Source organism: Streptomyces albus subsp. albus, from assembly GCF_000719865.1.
GTDB lineage: Bacteria > Actinomycetota > Actinomycetes > Streptomycetales > Streptomycetaceae > Streptomyces > Streptomyces albus_E.
In genome coordinates this window covers 1-14,826 of sequence record NZ_JOID01000007.1, presented here as the reverse complement: position 1 = coordinate 14,826, position 14,826 = coordinate 1, and the positions used below count along the sequence as shown (strand labels likewise).

Here is a 14,826-nt window from a genome sequence, read left to right as displayed (position 1 = left end):
CTCAGACCCTGGCGTAGGCGTAGCGGACGGGCAGGGCGAGACAGTGGCCGGCGCCCAGCCCGAGCACCAGGCGCTGCTTCGCCAGGCGGGCCAGCGCACCCCGGTCGCCGGGGTCCTGGGCGGCCGGGGCCGCGTACTTGCGCAGCAGGTGCCCGTAGGGCCGGTCGGGAACGGTGTGGCGGCGCGGCGCCCGTGCGTCGCGCAGGTCGTCGACGACCACGAACCCCGGTCCGCGCCGCAGGGTCAGCAGGGGAGCGGGCGGGACGGGCCAGGCCGGTCCGGTGTCGCCCCGCGGCGGGTCCAGATGGTGCAGCAGCTCCGGCGGAACGTCCCCGGTGCCGCCCTCCCAGTACACCCGCAGGCCGGTCCCCGCGGCCTCGGTCAGCAGGTGCAGGAACCGCAGGGTCGCGGCCGGGTCGGCGGTGGAGAGGCACACGGGACGGTGGATCACCAGGCCGCGCATGCCCGAGCGCGCCCACCCCGCCAGCGTCTCCCTGCCGGGGGCGTCCTCGGGCGAGCAGGGCACCAGGAGGGACGACCGGGCGGTGGTCCGGGCCGGCTCACTCATGGCCGAGTCCGGTGGTCAGGGCCACGTACCGGCCGTCCTCGCGGAAGAGCCAGCGCCGCTCCCGCCACTCCTCCAGCAGCGCGGTCACCCGGTCCTCGGTCGCCCGAAGGCCCCGTGCGGTCACCTCGCGGGTGACGCCCGCGGCGGAGCGGCCCTTGAGGGTGGCGCGGAAGGCCGCGACGGCGAGCGGGGTGTCGAGCACCTCCTGGACCGGGGTGCGGTCGCGCTCGTCGACGATCCGCAGCGTGTCCCCCTCGGGGAGCGCCACCAGCCGGCGGCCCCGGTGGTGGGCACGCCAGGTGTCCACGGCGCTCCGCAGGCGGTCCGCGACCTCCTCGGAGATGCCGGCGGGTCTGCTCTCGAACACGTAGCCGATGTCGGCCACCTCCTCGGCGGGCAGCCGGTAGACCTTCTGCAGCAGGCCGGAGGGGCCGAGGTTCTCCAGGCCGAGCCCGGGGTCGTTGTAGAAGGGGCTGAAGCGGGTGAGGACGGCCCGGTAGACCCCCTCGGGCGGGGTGAGGTGCCAGAGCCCCGGCAACTGCCCGATGATCTGCTCGTAGTCGGCCTCCGTCTCCCCGGGGAAGCCGTAGAGAAGGTTCCAGCCGGGGAAGACGGCAACGGTGCGGCTGTCCCGCAGCAGGCGCACGTTCTGCCAGCCGGTGACGCCCTTGCGCATCAGCTTGAGCACATGGGTGCTCAGGCTCTCGATGCCCGGCTGGACCTGGGTGACCCCGGCGTCGGCCAGCCCCTTGAGTTGGCGTATCCCGAGGTTCGACTTGATCTCGAAGAAGAGCCGCAGGTCCCAGGGCTGCTCGGCGAGCTTCGGCAGCAGGTCGCGGAGGTAGCCCATGTCCATGATGTTGTCCGCGAAGACGACATCGAGGACCTGGTGCTCGCGGACCGCGTTGGCGATCTCGGCGAGGACGCGGTCGGAGGACTTCGCCCGGAAGGCCATCAGGGAGCCGTTCAGCCCGCAGAAGGTGCAGTGGTGCTTCTCGCCCCACCAGCAGCCCCGTCCGCCCTCGAGCTGGATCTTCGGCTCGACGTCCGCCACCGCCCGGGCGGCCCGGAAGGTGCTGAAGTAGCCGCTGAGGTCCGCCTCGGGAACGGCGTCGATGGGCAGCCCCGCCGACGGCTGCTCGTTGGCCCGCGCCCGGCCCCCGGCGTCCCGCCAGCACAGCCCGGGGACCGCGGCGAGCCGTGCCGCCGCCGGGGCAGCGCCCGGCTCCGTACGGGCCAGCAGCCGCAGCAGCGCCGGGAAGACCGACTCCCCCTCGCCGCGCACCACATAGTCCAGGAAGGGGAAGTTCCGGTGCAGCGCTTCGCCCTGCACGTCGTCGCAGTTGGCGCCGCCCATGACCGTGACCACGTGGGGAGCGCGTTCCTTGAGGGCGCGGGCCAGGGCCAGACTCGGCATGTTCTGGTCGAAGGTGCTGGTCATCCCGACCAGGTCGTAGCCGCCCGCGACCAGTTCGCCGGCGAGCGCGTCGACGAAGCCGGAGCTGAGCCGGTACATCTCCACGGCCGCGCGGAGATCGGCCCCGCTGCCGGTCGCCGCGGTGTGGAAGGCCGACCCGACCGGTTCCTCGAAGCCGTACAGGGCGGGCGAGAAGATCCATTCACCGGTCGCCACGTAGTAACCGTCGACGATGCGCCCGTAGTCGGCGCTGCCGATGGTCCCCCCGGTGTGCTCGTGGACGTGGTCGGCCCAGCGGATGTTGGCGTAGACGGTGTCGGCCGCGGAGACCTCCTCCAGCGCGCGGGCGACCGGAGCGAGGGTGCTGACGGCCATCGAGGGCATGTCGAGCGCCGCCCAGGGCATGCACACCAGGGCCACCCGCAGCGTGCGGACGGGCCCCCGCTCCGGGGCTTCGGGGAGGCCGAGGAACTCCGTCGTGGTCATGGGCCTGCTCCTCAGACGCGGGCGTTGACGGGCTTGGGCAGGTGCGTCCCCCGGTAGTCCGCGCGCTCGATGTCCGCCCCCTCGGTGAACGCCTCGTCGAAGGACACGTCCCAGACGTACGCGGACCAGAAGTCCGCTCCGCGGAACGCCGTCCGGAGGCAGGTGGACTCGCGCAGATCGGAGTGACGGAGGTCGGTGCGCCGCAGGTCGGCCTCCGTGAGGTCCGCGCCGAAGAGGCTGGCCCGGCGCAGCGTCGCGCCCGAGAGGTCGGCGGAGCGCAGGCAGGCGCGGGCCAGGTCGGCGCTCTCCAGCCGGCTGCCCGAGAGGTCGGCGCCGGAGAGGTCCGCACCGGTCAGCCGGGCCCCCGTCAGGTCCGCGCCCCGCAGGTCCGCGCCGCGCAGGTCGGCTCCGGCACCGTGGCCGCGGAGCAGGAGCCAGCCGTCGACGAGCGCCGGCGTGCGCAGGCCGCTCTCCTCCTTGACGACGAGGGCCAGGGTCCGCATGCCCAGGCCGGCCGCTGCGACCTCGGCCGCGGTCCGCGCCAGGGGCACTCCCGCGGCGGGCAGGGGGGAGGCGAGGACCGGATCGGCGCCGGCGGGCCCCCGCAACCGGCCGTCCAGCGGCAGCAGGCCGCAGCCGCCGGGGCCGGCCGTGTCGTCGCCGACCTCGGCCAGCACCACATCCAGCAGGCTAAGCACGGGTTCTGCTCCTCTCGTCATCCGTCCGGGGAGCCCGGGCGGACTCGCCTTCCATGAAGAAGAAGTTCTGGGTCAGCCGGCCTTCCCCGGGCGCGTCGCCGAACAGTTCGGTGATGCCGTGGAAGAGGCGGCCCCCTCGGAAGACGACACACCGGTTGTAGGCCAGCTCCACCTCGTGGAGGGTTTCCCACCGGTCCTCCGAGGCGGTGTCCCGCAGGACGTACCGCTCGTCGAACTCCTCCCTGCTCCGGCAGCCGAAGCGGGCCAGCTCACCGTCCGCCGGGACCCGGTCCAGGCCGGTGGGGAGGTGGCGGTAGAACCCCAGTCCGCCCCGGGCGTGTTCGGCCGGCGAGAGGTAGACCACGGCCGTCCAGTCGACGAAGTCGAGGTGCACGCGGGTCTGCCCGGCGTCGGACCGGGTCGCGATCCGGAACTTGCCGAACACCAGCTGCCGGGGGTCGTGGGAGATCGCGGTGCCGACGATCTCCGCCAGGCGGCGGGCGTGCCCCGCGGAGGCGTACGCCTTGACGCTCTCCTGGCCGGGGAAGTTCGCCGCCTCGCCGAAGCCGCGGTACTCGGCCGCGAGGGCCAGCTCCCTGACGCGGTCCGGGTCCTGGTAGAAGCCGTCGACGACCAGGAGGTCACCGCCGAGCGCGCGCTCGACGCGGAGGGCGGTCACCGCACCGCCGCTTCCGCCGCGGCCGGCAGCCGGCGCACCGCGCTGGGGACGGAGCGGACCTCGTTGAAGAAGAAGTTGTGGGTGATCCGGGCATTGGCCGGGCGGTCCCCGATTCCCCCGAGCGGCGCGTGGTAGAACTCGCAGCCGCGGAAGAGCACCAGCCGGTTGTAGACCGGGGCGACCCAGTCCGTGAGCTCCCACTTGCCGAGATCGGCCATGTCGCGCCGGGCGACCCCCTCCTCGAAGGCGTCGGCGTCGGCGAACCCGAGTGACCTCGCCACGCGGTCGCTGGGCGGCCGGCTGAATCCCGTCTCCCGGTGCCGGAAGAATCCGGTGCCCGCGGCGGCGGGTGCGCCGGGGGTGAGATAGACCATGCCGGCCCAGTCGACCGCGGTGTCGGCGTGCACCTTGGTGACCCGCCCGGTCTCCTCGGTGATCACCCGGAAGCCTCCCCACGTGAGGCGGTCCCCGTCCACGTGGACCGCCGTCCCCACGATCCGCTCGATCGCCTGCCTCAGCGCGTCCGTGCTGAGCGCCTTGCTGCTCTGCCAGCCCGGGTAGTTGTAACGGCTCGCGCTCTTGAAGTCGGAGCGGAGCGCGGCGGCCCGCACGCTGTCCGGGTCGGCGTAGAAGTCGTCGACAACGATCAGTCTGCTGCGCATCACGCGGCCCTCTCTTCGTCGAAGAAGAAGCGCTGGGTCAGGCGTCCGTCGGCCGGGCCGGTGCCGAAGCCCGAACTCGCCCGGTGGAAGCGGGCGCCGCCGCGCAACAGGACCAGGCGGTTGTAGACCATGCTGACGCGGGACATCTCCTCCCACGCCTCCGGCCGCACCTTGTCCGGGAAGTAGACCGCCTTCATCCAGTGCTCGCGGTCCTCGTAGCCGAGCTCCACGGCCTTCGCGTCGTCCGGCGGGCCCAGGAGACCGCTGTCGCGGTGCCGGAAGAAGGACAGGCCGCCATCGCACCGCCCGGGCGGCACCAGGTAGACGATGCCCGCCCAGTCGGTGTCGTCGTAGTGGGTGGTCAGCGGGACGTTGGCGGACTCCCCGGTGAAGGCGAACACGCCGAAACCCATCACCGCCGGGTCGTACCGCACGCGGATGCCGAGGATCTCGCCGAAGGCCTCGGCGACCCCGCGCCCGGCGAAGGAGTTGTAGGTCTCGGCGTCGTAGGTACGCCCCGCGTCGGTCTTCTGCGGTGACCAGTCCCCCTTCTCCAGGGCCAGGGCACGCACCCGGTCCGGGTCCGCGTAGAAGTCATCGACCACCTGAAGTGTCTTGTCGATCGGACTCTCCTCTCTTCCCTGTGACGATGCGGTCGCCCCCGAGGCGGAGCCGGAGGAACCCGGCGAGCAGCAGGTACGCCGCGCCGCTTGCCAGGTAGGGGACCCGCAGGGCGTCCCGCAACCCGAGTGGTCCGGCGGCGGCCTCCACGAGAAGTCCGCCCAGGAGCATGCCGACCGCGCTCATGCCGAACGTCACCGTGCGGAAGGTGGCGTTGACCCGGCCGAGCGTCGCGTCGGGCACCGCCACCTGCCGTACGGTCAGTGCGGTGACGCTCCAGAGCGCCACCCCGGCGGAGGCGAGCGCGTACAACCCGACGACGACCGGCACGGTCGACATCACGCCGACGCCGAGGAAGCACAGCGCCATCACCCACAGCGCCGCCGTCAGCGACCGGTCCACGCCCCACCGGTCCAGCAGCCGGCGCGCGTACTGGCTGCCGGCGACGCCCCCGAGGGCCGCGCAGGAGAGCAGCAGCGCGTAGCCGAGGGCGTCGAGGCCGAGGGTTTCGCGGACGAAGAGCACCTGGCTCGCGAGCATGGTCGCGTAGCAGGTGTTGAGGACGACAGCGCTCGAGGCCAGGAGGCGCAGGAGCGGGTCCCGCCACACCAGTCCCAGGCCGGCGCCCAGCTCCTCCCGGACCGAGCCGCTCTCGGCGGGCGCGGGCGGCGGGTCGTTCACCCGGCGTCGCATCAGCAGGAGCGCCCCGGCGGAGGCGCCGTTGAGCAGGGCGTTGCCCAGGAACGGGACCGCCAGCCCCGATTTGAGGAGCACGCCGCCGAGTGGCCGGCCCACGAAGTCGTTCGACAGGATCTGGCTGGCCCGGACGTGGCCGTTGGCCCGTGCCAGGCCCCGTTCGGGGACGAGGAGCGGGATCGCCGTGTCGGCGGCCACGCCGTAGGCCACCTCGGTCGCTCCGAAGAACAGGGCGAAGAGTGCCAGCACGGCCACCGGTACGTCCGTGGTCAGCAGCAGCACCCCCAGCACCAGCATGGCGGCGGCCCGTGCGGCTCCGGTGACCGCCATCAGCCCGACCCTGGGCAGCCGGTCCACGAGGGCGCCCATGGGGAGGGCGAACAGCAGCCACGGCAGGCGCTCCGCCATCGCGACCAGCGCGATGTGGAAAGCATTGTCGGTGACCGTGGCCGCTGCCCAGGTCAGCGCGATGAGCGTCATGCCGTCCGCGAGGCTGCCCGCGGTCAAGCAGGACCAGAAGAGCCAGAACCGCGACGGCAGCGACGACTTCCGGGGAGGAGCCGGTGCGCTCATGAGGCAGCCGTCACGGCACTCGTCCGCTTCAGCAGGCGGTCCGTCCAGGGCCACTCGGGCACCAGCGGGTTGGCGGCCATGGCGAGCGCCTGGGCGAGAGCGGTCCTGGTCAGCCACTCCGGGTACTCCGCGGCCAGCGACTCCGCCTCGTCCGCGATCCAGTCGCCGTACCACCCGAGCGAGGTGTCCCCGCCGAAGGTGAGCGCGGCCGCGACGTTGGGCAGCAGGGCCGCGGCGGGGTGTCCGTGCCGGGCGAGTTCCAGGGTCGTCGGCACCGCCACCTCCCGGCGCCGGTAGAACTCCCGGCTCCCCACGACGGAGGCGTCGGCACCGGCGGCGTCGGCGTGGGCGCGGACCTCGGCGAGCATCTCCGGCCAGCGCCGGGCCATTTCGGCGTCGAGCTGCTCCGGGGTGCGGGGGACGGCCCGGCCGGTGTCGCCCGCGGGCGCGTCCGCGGGTACGCGGAAGTCCGCCGCCCGGACCAGCCGCAGCCGTTGCAGCGCCAGCACGGCCTCGTCCACGGGGGAGAGCCGGGTGCCGCGGCCCGCCTCCGCGCCGCGGAGCGTCTCGGCGGGGTCGTCCTCCCGGGTGTCCCGGAGGACGACCGTCATGTTGCGGCGGCAGGAGAGGTAGGTGGCGTGCGGCCAGAGGGGGGTCAGCAGGCCGGCGAGCAGGTGCTGGGGGGACGGCGGGGTGAGGGGCCGCAGGTGCTCGGGCAGTCCCCAGGCGTTGAGCAGCGCCGTGCCGCCCGGCGCGACGGCGCCGCGCACTCCGCGCCAGAAGGGCTCGGTGAGGACGAAGTCCGGGTACGACTCGCCCGCGTAGATGTCGATCACGACGAGGTCGTAGCGCTCGCTCCCCTCGAGGAAGACGGACGCGTCGGCCACCTGGGTGCGGAAGTCCGTTCCGGGGAAGTGCTGCCGGAACAACGCGCGCGTCACCGTCACCATGTCCGGGTCGAGGTCCACGGCGGTGATGCGGCTCGCGGGCGACGCCGCGAGCAGGGGACGCAGTGATCCGCCGTACCCCAGGCCCAGCACGCAGACGGTGTCCGCCGGGCCGGCCAGCGGGCCGACCGCGAAGTCGTCGGGCTGGTTCCCCACGAAGACCCGGTCGCCGGCGAGGAGGGTCGCCGAGGTGCTCAGCAGCAGGGGGGACGCGCTGTACATTCCACTCCTAGCGGGCGGTCACGGTGCCACGGCCGGGGACCGCCGGCGCGAGAAGCCGGGCTCGCACCAGCGGTCCCCGGGCGGGTAGCGGGCGCGGACGGGTCAGGACAGCGCCAGCACGTCGTCGACCTCGGCCTGCTCGTCCTCACTCAGCGGGACGAAGGTCGCGAACATCGGCATGTTGTTGTTCGAACAGCGGGAATACACCGCGTGGTCGAACTCCTCGAACAAGGGCTCGTCGTTCCGCGCGTGCTCGGCCATGTGCTCTCCTATCGGAAAAGGGAACTCGCGTCGCTTGCCTGCCACGCATCCGGAGCACCCAACTCCCTTTACACGCAAGGTAGTTAGGATTCCGTGGCGCGGTTGGCCGAATCATGCCCAAGGTATGGGCGATCGGCAAGAGGCGCCTGCCGCGGGACGCGCCGACTTTTCTGCTGATACCGGACATACGGGGGCGGGGGCGTGTGGTTCCTGTGGAAGCAGTCCCGGGTGGGACGTGAGAGCGTCCGCGGCAGGCGGTACCCGGTCCGGTGGCCGGCTGGAATCGGCCGACAGCGCGACCGCCGGTGCCTCACGCCTTCCGGACCGCGGCAGTCCGGGCGCCCGCACGCCAGAGGCGGGCCGGTCCCCTTCCCGGCGGCCATCGGTGCCCGAGGAGCCGGCGGCCACTCCGCGCCGCGGCCGGCCGGCGGACACCGGCCGGCGCCGCGGGCGGCCGGTGTGCGGCCCGGGGCCCGGGGCGGGGACGCCGCTCCCGCACGCCCGGGGCCGTGCCGCGCCCACCAGTCGCCGGGCCCGGCTCCGGACAGGGCTGACCGGCCCGCTCATCAGGGCCATTGGTCCTGCCGGATCGCCCTGGCGCGGACGTACATTAGGCATGCCTAACCTCAGGTCATAGCCGGGTGTGTTCCCCCGCGGCGGACGGCTCCCGGCCGGGAAGAAGGGCCGAACCGTGACCTTGTACGAATGGCGGGCCTCCGAGCCCGTCCGGCTGCGCCGGATCGCGGCCGGCAGCGAACTACGGCTGCGCCTGCTCGAACTGGGCTTCGTCCCCGGCACCGAACTGCGGGTGCTCGCCCGGGGCCTCGCCGGCGGGCTCGTGGTCGCGCACGGGGACACCCGCACCGCGCTCGACGACCGCACGGCCGCGGCGCTCATCGTCCAGGGAACGCCGGCGTGAAGCCCTGCTGCGCCGCCCACGACGCGGCCACGTCCGCGGCCACCGCCCCGGGCGCGGAGGGGGCGGGACGGGACGCGCCGCCGCGCGTCGTCCTGGTCGGCAATCCGAACACAGGGAAGTCCACCCTGTTCAACGCCCTCACCGGAGCCCGCCAGAAGGTCGGCAACTGGCCGGGCAAGACGGTCGAGGTCGCCTCGGGCACCTGGCGGACGGCGTCCCGGGGTGGCGGTGGTGCCGGGGAGGCCGGGGCGTGCGGCATCCCGGTCACCGATCTCCCCGGCACCTACAGCCTCGTCCCCGCCTCGCCGGACGAGGAGCTGACCCAGGACCTCCTCGTCTCCGCGGACCCGGCCGAACGCCCCGATGTGGCGGTGGCCGTCCTGGACGCGGCCAACCCGGCACGGAACCTCTATCTGTGCGCCCAGCTCAAGGACACCGGCGTACCGCTCGTCGTGGCGCTCACCATGACCGACATCGCCCGGCGCCGGGGCCTGCGGATCGACGCCGAGGCCCTCGCCGCCGGTATCGGCGCCCCGGTGGTGCCGGTGTCCGTCCGGGAGGGGCTCGGCCTGGCGGAACTCGCGGACGCGGTGGGGCAGGTGCACCTGCACAGGGCGGCGCCGCCCCCGGCCCGCCTCGGCGAACCGGTCGAGTCGGCCGTACGGGACCTGCTCCGGGCCCTGGCACGGCATGCCCCGGAGGAGCGCCGCCCCGCGCGCTGGATCGCCCTGCGGCTGCTCAGCGGTGCGCGGGTGCCCGGCATCCCCGGCGAGGTCGCGGCTCTCGCGGCGCGGCTCGCGGAGCGGCTGGCCGCACAGGCCCGGTCCGCGGCGGAGGGCCGTACCGGGGAGGCGCCCGACCAGGAGTACGACGAGGACTGGGACGTGGAGACCCTCCTCGCCGAGGGCCGCTACGCATGGGTGCACCGGATCATGGCGTCCGCCGTGGACCGCGGCGAGGACACCGGCGCCGTCCGCGCCACCCGCAGCGACCGCGCCGACCGTGTGCTCACCTCCCGCCTCTTCGGCCTGCCCGTCTTCCTGGCCGCGATGTGGGCCGTCTTCCAGGCCACCACCACCCTCGCCGCCCCGCTGCAGACCGGGCTGTCCGACTTCTTCGCCGGACCCGTCGCCGGCTTCGCGGAACGGATCGCCGGTGATCCGGACGGCAGCCCGCTCGCGGGGCTCCTCGTCCAGGGGATCGTCCCGGGCGTCGGGCAGCTGCTGTCCTTCGCACCTCTGATCGTCATCATGTTCGTCCTCCTCGGCCTGCTGGAGGACTCGGGATACATGGCGCGCGCCGCCTTCCTCGTCGACCGCCTGATGCGGACGATCGGGCTGCCGGGCAAGGCCTTCCTGCCGATCATCGTCGGCTTCGGCTGCAACGTCCCCGCCCTGTCGGCCGCGCGCATCCTCGGTGACCGGCGGCAGCGGCTGCTGCTCGGCATGGTGCTGCCCCTCGTCACCTGCAGCGCGCGGCTGACGGTGTACATCCTGATAGCCGGCGTCTTCTTCGGCAGCAGCGCCGGGACGGTCGTGTTCCTGCTGTACGTCCTGTCGGTGCTGCTGGTGATCGGGGCCGGACTGCTGCTGCGTCCCCTGTTGTTCAGGGGAGCGCGCGCCGACGCCCTCGTCCTCGAACTGCCGCCCTACCGGCTGCCCGTGCCGCGCGTCGTCGCGGCCCAGGCGTGGCAGAAGCTCGCCGGCTTCCTGAAGACCGCGGGAGGCGTCATCGTCGCCACGGTCGCCGCGGTCTGGCTGCTCTCCTCCATCCCGCTCGGGACCGGGCAGGACGGATCGGGCGGCACCGGGGGCTTCGGCGGGGTCGCCGTCGAGGACAGCGCCTTCGGCGGGGTCTCGCGGGCGGTCGCCCCGGTCTTCGCCCCCGCGGGTTTCGGCGACTGGCACGCCTCCGCGGCCCTGATCCCCGGCTTCGTCGCCAAGGAGGCGGTGGTCTCGACGATGGCGCAGACCTACGGCACCGAGGAACCGGACGACGGGCGGAAGCCGGGAACACTCGGCGAGGAACTGCGGCGGACCTTCGACCGCTCCTCCGGCGGCCACGGCGCCGCCGCCGCGCTCGCCTTCATGGTCTTCCTGCTGGCCTACACGCCGTGTGTGGCGACGGTCGCGGCGCAGAGCTCGGTGATCGGCCGCCGGCTCACGCTCTGGAGCATGGTGACGATGATGGCGATGGCCTGGCTGCTGGCGGTGGCCGTGTTCCAGGTGGGGAGGCTGCTCACATGAACGGTCGTGCGGCGAGCCCGCTGCGCCGGGTGCTCGCGGCGGTGGTGGAGGGCCGGGCCCGCACCCCGGAGGAGCTCGCCCGGGAGGCCGGGGTGTCCCGGGAGGAGGCGTCGGCGATGCTCGACTACTGGGTGTCCCGGGGGCGGCTGACCCGTGAGGAGATCACCCCCGGCTGCCCGGCGCGGGACTGCGGCGGCTGCCCACTGGCGTCCGGATGCGCGGGGAAGGGCACGGGCGGCGCCCCGGCCCTCGTCACCATCGGTGTCCGGCCCGGGCGGGAGCGGCCCGGTACGTCCTGATCCGGGCTCGGCGTCCCTCCCGACTCCCCTTACCGGAAGGGTTGACCGGGTCGGCGGGCTATTGGTTGAGTGGCTGATCCACTGAGCCAATCCGGCTCGGGTTGCCGATCCCGGGAGGGATGCCGTGGAGGCGCTGCCCCGCCAGACCATCGTCGACGTACTGGAGGACCGGCTGCGCGAGGACATCCTCGCCGGCCGCCACCCGGTGGGTGACTACCTGCCGCCCGAACGCGAACTGGCGCACGGCTACGGCGTCACCCGCACCACGCTCAAGCACGCCTTCGGCCGGCTGGTCCAGGCCGGGCTCCTGGAGACCCGGCACGGGGTGGGCACCCGCGTCCGCGACTACGCCCGCCTGGGCGGGGCGGACCTGTTGCCGATGCTGGTGCGGCACAGCTCGGGCTGGCTCGGCGAGGTCTTCGAAGTACGGCGCGCCGTCGGCGCGCTGATCGCCGAACGCGCCGCCGCTCGGGCCACCGCGGCCCAGAAGGCCGAACTCCGCGCCCTGCTGGCGGCGGTGGCGGCGGCCGAGGGCGCCGACGCCGTGCAGCTCGCCGACGCCGAAGTGCACCGGGCCCTGGCGCGGGCCACCGGCAACCGCGTCTACGTCCTGCTGACCAACACCCTCTTCCAGGCCTATCTGGCCGTCCGCTCCGCGCTGGCCGCCCCCTTCACGGACCCGGCCGCCGCCCACGGCCGGCTGGCGCCGGTCGTGGAAGCGGTGGTGGCCGGTGACGGGGAGGCCGCGCACAAGGCGGCGGGCCGGTACCTCGCCGCGACCGAGCGGATCATGCTGGCGGGAGAGAACTCATGAGCCGGCGGGAGACGCGCTTCACCGAGACGATGCTCGGCACCGTCCGCCTCGACGGCCGCGAGCCGCGGCAGCGCATACGCCTCGACCTGCACGCCCGGGCCGACGGCGTGCTGCGCCCCTGGGCCACCACCCGCGCCGAGCTCACCGGCCGCGTCAGGATCACCGGCCTGGCCGACGATCCGCACGCCGCGGGCGAGTTGGAGATCTCCCCGCTCGCCCGGCGGCGCATCCGCTACCGGTTGCCGTTCACCGCCGGCGACCGGCGCCTTCTCCTGGACGGCTGGAAGTCCGTGACCCCCGCCAGGCCGCTGTCCTCCATGACCGTGCTGCCGTTCACGCTCTACGAGGACGGGGCGCGCGTGGGCGAAGGCACCCTGCGCTTCCCGCTCGCCACCGGACTCCTGCCGTTCCTGGCCGGCTTCCGCTTCCCGCGCGCGGCGGACCGGCGGACCGCGGGCGGCCACGAGGGCCCGGAGCCCGCCGGCAGCCCGCAGGGCGTGAAGGGCCCGCGGTCGAGCGGCCGTCAGAAGAACGGCCTTCAGGAGAACGGCCGTTACCTCGCTCCCCGGTGGGACGGCGCCGCCGGGCGGACGGAGGTCTGGTACACCACCCTGACCGATCCCGGGACCGGCACCGGCATCTGGCTCCACCACGAACTCACCGCCCCGGCGGACGGCTCACCTCGCTACGCGCACGGCTGGGTGGCGGCCTTCCCCCAGGACGGTCCCGTACGCCACGCGCGCTTCGGGCCCGTGCCGTGGCCGGAGCGGACACCCGCCGACGAGGCCGGCGGCACTCCCGCCCAACAGGCGGAGACGCAGGCGGAGAACAGTCGCGCGCCCGGTCACGGCCCCGACCACCGGGGCGGCGACGAGGACCCCGCCCGCGAGCCGCACAACCCCCGCGAGCCGCACGACGGCCCCGAACCGCACGGCGATCCCCCCGCTTCCGGCGACCCGTCCGGGCCCGCCCCGGACGAGGGTTTCACCGCCGCCGGCGTCTTCGCCGTCCCCGGCCGGCTGGCGGGCCGCGCGGGCGACTTCTCCTGGGACCTGGCCGAACAGGCCCAGGAACCGCCCCTGTTCACCTTCCCCCGCTGGTCCTGGCGCCGCCCCCTCCTCCCGGCGGCACAGATGCTGCCCGCCGCACGCGCCGCGTACGACGGCGTGTTCACCTACGCAGGCCGCACGCTCACCCTGCGCGCCGCCCCCGGCGCCTCCGCCCGCATCTACGGCCACGGCAACGCCCGCCGCTGGGCCTGGCTCCACGCGGACCTCGGCAAGGACGGCGTGCTGGAGATCGTCGCCGCCGTCTCGCCCCGCCCCGCCCTGCGCCGCCTGCCCCCGCTGGTCTTCCTCCGCCTCCGGCACGGTGGCCGCACCTGGCCCCGGCGGGCGGAGCGCTCCGCCGCAGGCTGGGCCGGCCCCGGCCGGTTCCGGGCCCGTATCGGCCTGCCCGTCTGGACGGTGACGGGCCGCGCCGGACTCCGCCGCATCCGCGTCGAGGTCACCCAGCCGCCCGAGCGCACCATCGCCCTGGAGTACCGGGACCCCGACGGCAGCCTCTCCGTCTGCCGCAACAGCGAGACCGCCGACGCCCGCATTCTGCTGGAACGTTGGTGGGGGCACTGGCGCGGGGAAGCGGAATGGACGCTGGAGGGCACCGCGCACGCCGAGGTGGGCAGCCGATGAGCCTGCACGCGTTCGCCGCCGCCCTCCTCGCCGACGACGGCACCGAACCCTGGACGGCGGGGGTGGGGCACCGGCTGGAGGCAGTGGTCGCGGCCATGCCCGCCCACGCCCGGCTCGGACTGCGCGCCGCCGCCGCGGCCGCCGACGGTTACGCCCTGGCCCGCACGGGGCGGCCGCTCGCCGCGCTCACCGCCGCGGAACGCGAGACGGTCCTCGCCCCCCTGGCTGCCCGCCCCGCGCTTTCGGCGCTGCTCGATGTGGTGAAGATGCCGGTCCTGCTGGCCGGAGGCACCGAACACATGCTTCACCACGGGCCCGGACCGGGCACCACCGGCGCCGCCCCGGCCCCGCCGCCCGAGGACCCGCCGCTGGACTGCACACCCTCCGACCACTGGCCCGCCCGCAGCACCGCCGACGCCGTCGTGATCGGTTCCGGTGCGGGGGGTGCGGTGGCTGCGCGGACCCTGGCTGGGGTGGGTTTGTCCGTCGTGGTCCTGGAGGAGGGCGAACACCACACCACGGGTTGGTTCGCCGCCCGCCCGCCGCTGGAACGCTTCACCCGGCTGTACCGCGACGGTGGTGCCTCCCTTGCGGTGGGAAGTCCGCCGGTGTTGTTGCCGCAGGGCCGCGCGGTGGGCGGGACGACGGTGGTGAACGCGGGTACCTGCTACCGCACCCCGGACCGTGTTCTGCGGCGCTGGAGTGAGGATTTCGGGTTCCGCCCCGCTGGGGATTTCGGCCCCTTCCTGGACGAGGCCGAGCGCAGCCTGCGGGTCGCCCGCCAGCCGCTGGACGTCTTGGGAGGCAATGGCCGGCTGGCCCTCGCCGGAGCGCAGCGGCTGGGTTGGCGGGCCGCTCCGCTGCGGCGTAACGCGCCGGGCTGCCGGGGCGCCCGCGAGTGTGTGGCGGGCTGTCCGAGTGGTGCCAAGCAGAGTGTGCAGTTGTCGGTGCTGCCGGAGGCCTGTGTGGCGGGTGCGCGGATTGTCACCGGTGCGCGGGTGTCGCGGATCTTGGTGGATCCGGATGC

The 14,826-nt window shown here is 74.2% G+C and carries 15 protein-coding genes; 6 read left to right on the top strand and 9 right to left on the bottom strand.

The features are described from left to right. Position 1 precedes the first annotated feature (1 nt). The 9 genes from IF83_RS0107760 to IF83_RS34035 all read right to left on the bottom strand — a co-directional run bounded on the left by IF83_RS0107760 (position 2) and on the right by IF83_RS34035 (position 7,830). Positions 2 to 568 carry a DUF5825 family protein gene (locus IF83_RS0107760; protein WP_030543318.1) on the bottom strand — a complete coding sequence of 189 codons (567 nt, stop codon included), beginning with the start codon at positions 566 to 568 and terminating at the stop codon, positions 2 to 4. Next, the gene (locus IF83_RS0107755; protein WP_051722556.1) at positions 561 to 2,471 is read right to left on the bottom strand and encodes a RiPP maturation radical SAM C-methyltransferase; all 1,911 of its coding nucleotides are present in this window, start codon (positions 2,469 to 2,471) and stop codon (positions 561 to 563) included. Before IF83_RS0107755 ends, IF83_RS0107760 begins: the two co-directional genes overlap by 8 nt. Positions 2,472 to 2,482: 11 nt before the next feature. Next, positions 2,483 to 3,169: a pentapeptide repeat-containing protein gene (locus IF83_RS29975; RefSeq protein WP_244176926.1), complete on the bottom strand. Its 687-nt coding sequence runs from the start codon at positions 3,167 to 3,169 to the stop codon at positions 2,483 to 2,485. Further along, positions 3,162 to 3,848, bottom strand: coding sequence for a DUF6445 family protein (locus tag IF83_RS0107745; protein WP_051722554.1), 687 nt, complete (start codon positions 3,846 to 3,848; stop codon positions 3,162 to 3,164). Before IF83_RS0107745 ends, IF83_RS29975 begins: the two co-directional genes overlap by 8 nt. Further along, a complete protein-coding gene (locus IF83_RS0107740; protein WP_051722553.1) occupies positions 3,845 to 4,510 on the bottom strand; it encodes a DUF6445 family protein in 666 nt (221 codons plus the stop codon). The genes IF83_RS0107745 and IF83_RS0107740 overlap by 4 nt, the downstream gene beginning before the upstream one ends. Further along, on the bottom strand, positions 4,510 to 5,115 hold the full coding sequence (locus IF83_RS0107735) for a DUF6445 family protein (RefSeq protein ID WP_030543313.1): 606 nt from the start codon (positions 5,113 to 5,115) through the stop codon (positions 4,510 to 4,512). The genes IF83_RS0107740 and IF83_RS0107735 overlap by 1 nt, the downstream gene beginning before the upstream one ends. After that, the gene (locus IF83_RS0107730; protein WP_051722552.1) at positions 5,105 to 6,400 is read right to left on the bottom strand and encodes an MFS transporter; all 1,296 of its coding nucleotides are present in this window, start codon (positions 6,398 to 6,400) and stop codon (positions 5,105 to 5,107) included. The genes IF83_RS0107735 and IF83_RS0107730 overlap by 11 nt, the downstream gene beginning before the upstream one ends. After that, the gene (locus tag IF83_RS0107725; protein ID WP_030543311.1) at positions 6,397 to 7,569 is read right to left on the bottom strand and encodes a spermidine synthase; all 1,173 of its coding nucleotides are present in this window, start codon (positions 7,567 to 7,569) and stop codon (positions 6,397 to 6,399) included. Before IF83_RS0107725 ends, IF83_RS0107730 begins: the two co-directional genes overlap by 4 nt. A 102-nt stretch (positions 7,570 to 7,671) precedes the next feature. After that, positions 7,672 to 7,830: a hypothetical protein gene (locus IF83_RS34035; protein WP_167343575.1), complete on the bottom strand. Its 159-nt coding sequence runs from the start codon at positions 7,828 to 7,830 to the stop codon at positions 7,672 to 7,674. Between the two features lie 691 nt (positions 7,831 to 8,521). On the opposite strand from IF83_RS34035, the gene IF83_RS0107715 reads away from it, so the two are divergent. The 6 genes from IF83_RS0107715 to IF83_RS0107690 all read left to right on the top strand — a co-directional run. After that, positions 8,522 to 8,749: a FeoA family protein gene (locus IF83_RS0107715; protein ID WP_107046727.1), complete on the top strand. Its 228-nt coding sequence runs from the start codon at positions 8,522 to 8,524 to the stop codon at positions 8,747 to 8,749. Next, positions 8,746 to 10,995, top strand: coding sequence for a ferrous iron transport protein B (feoB, locus tag IF83_RS0107710; protein ID WP_051722551.1), 2,250 nt, complete (start codon positions 8,746 to 8,748; stop codon positions 10,993 to 10,995). The genes IF83_RS0107715 and feoB overlap by 4 nt, the downstream gene beginning before the upstream one ends. Then, positions 10,992 to 11,294: a MarR family transcriptional regulator gene (locus IF83_RS0107705; protein WP_030543308.1), complete on the top strand. Its 303-nt coding sequence runs from the start codon at positions 10,992 to 10,994 to the stop codon at positions 11,292 to 11,294. The genes feoB and IF83_RS0107705 overlap by 4 nt, the downstream gene beginning before the upstream one ends. 124 nt (positions 11,295 to 11,418) lie before the next feature. Further along, positions 11,419 to 12,108: a FadR/GntR family transcriptional regulator gene (locus IF83_RS0107700; protein ID WP_030543307.1), complete on the top strand. Its 690-nt coding sequence runs from the start codon at positions 11,419 to 11,421 to the stop codon at positions 12,106 to 12,108. Next, positions 12,105 to 13,799: a hypothetical protein gene (locus tag IF83_RS34610; protein WP_030543306.1), complete on the top strand. Its 1,695-nt coding sequence runs from the start codon at positions 12,105 to 12,107 to the stop codon at positions 13,797 to 13,799. The genes IF83_RS0107700 and IF83_RS34610 overlap by 4 nt, the downstream gene beginning before the upstream one ends. Beyond that, positions 13,796 to 14,826 (top strand): GMC family oxidoreductase N-terminal domain-containing protein (locus IF83_RS0107690; RefSeq protein ID WP_030543305.1); only part of this gene is annotated, 1,031 nt, incomplete at its 3' end. The genes IF83_RS34610 and IF83_RS0107690, both read left to right, overlap by 4 nt.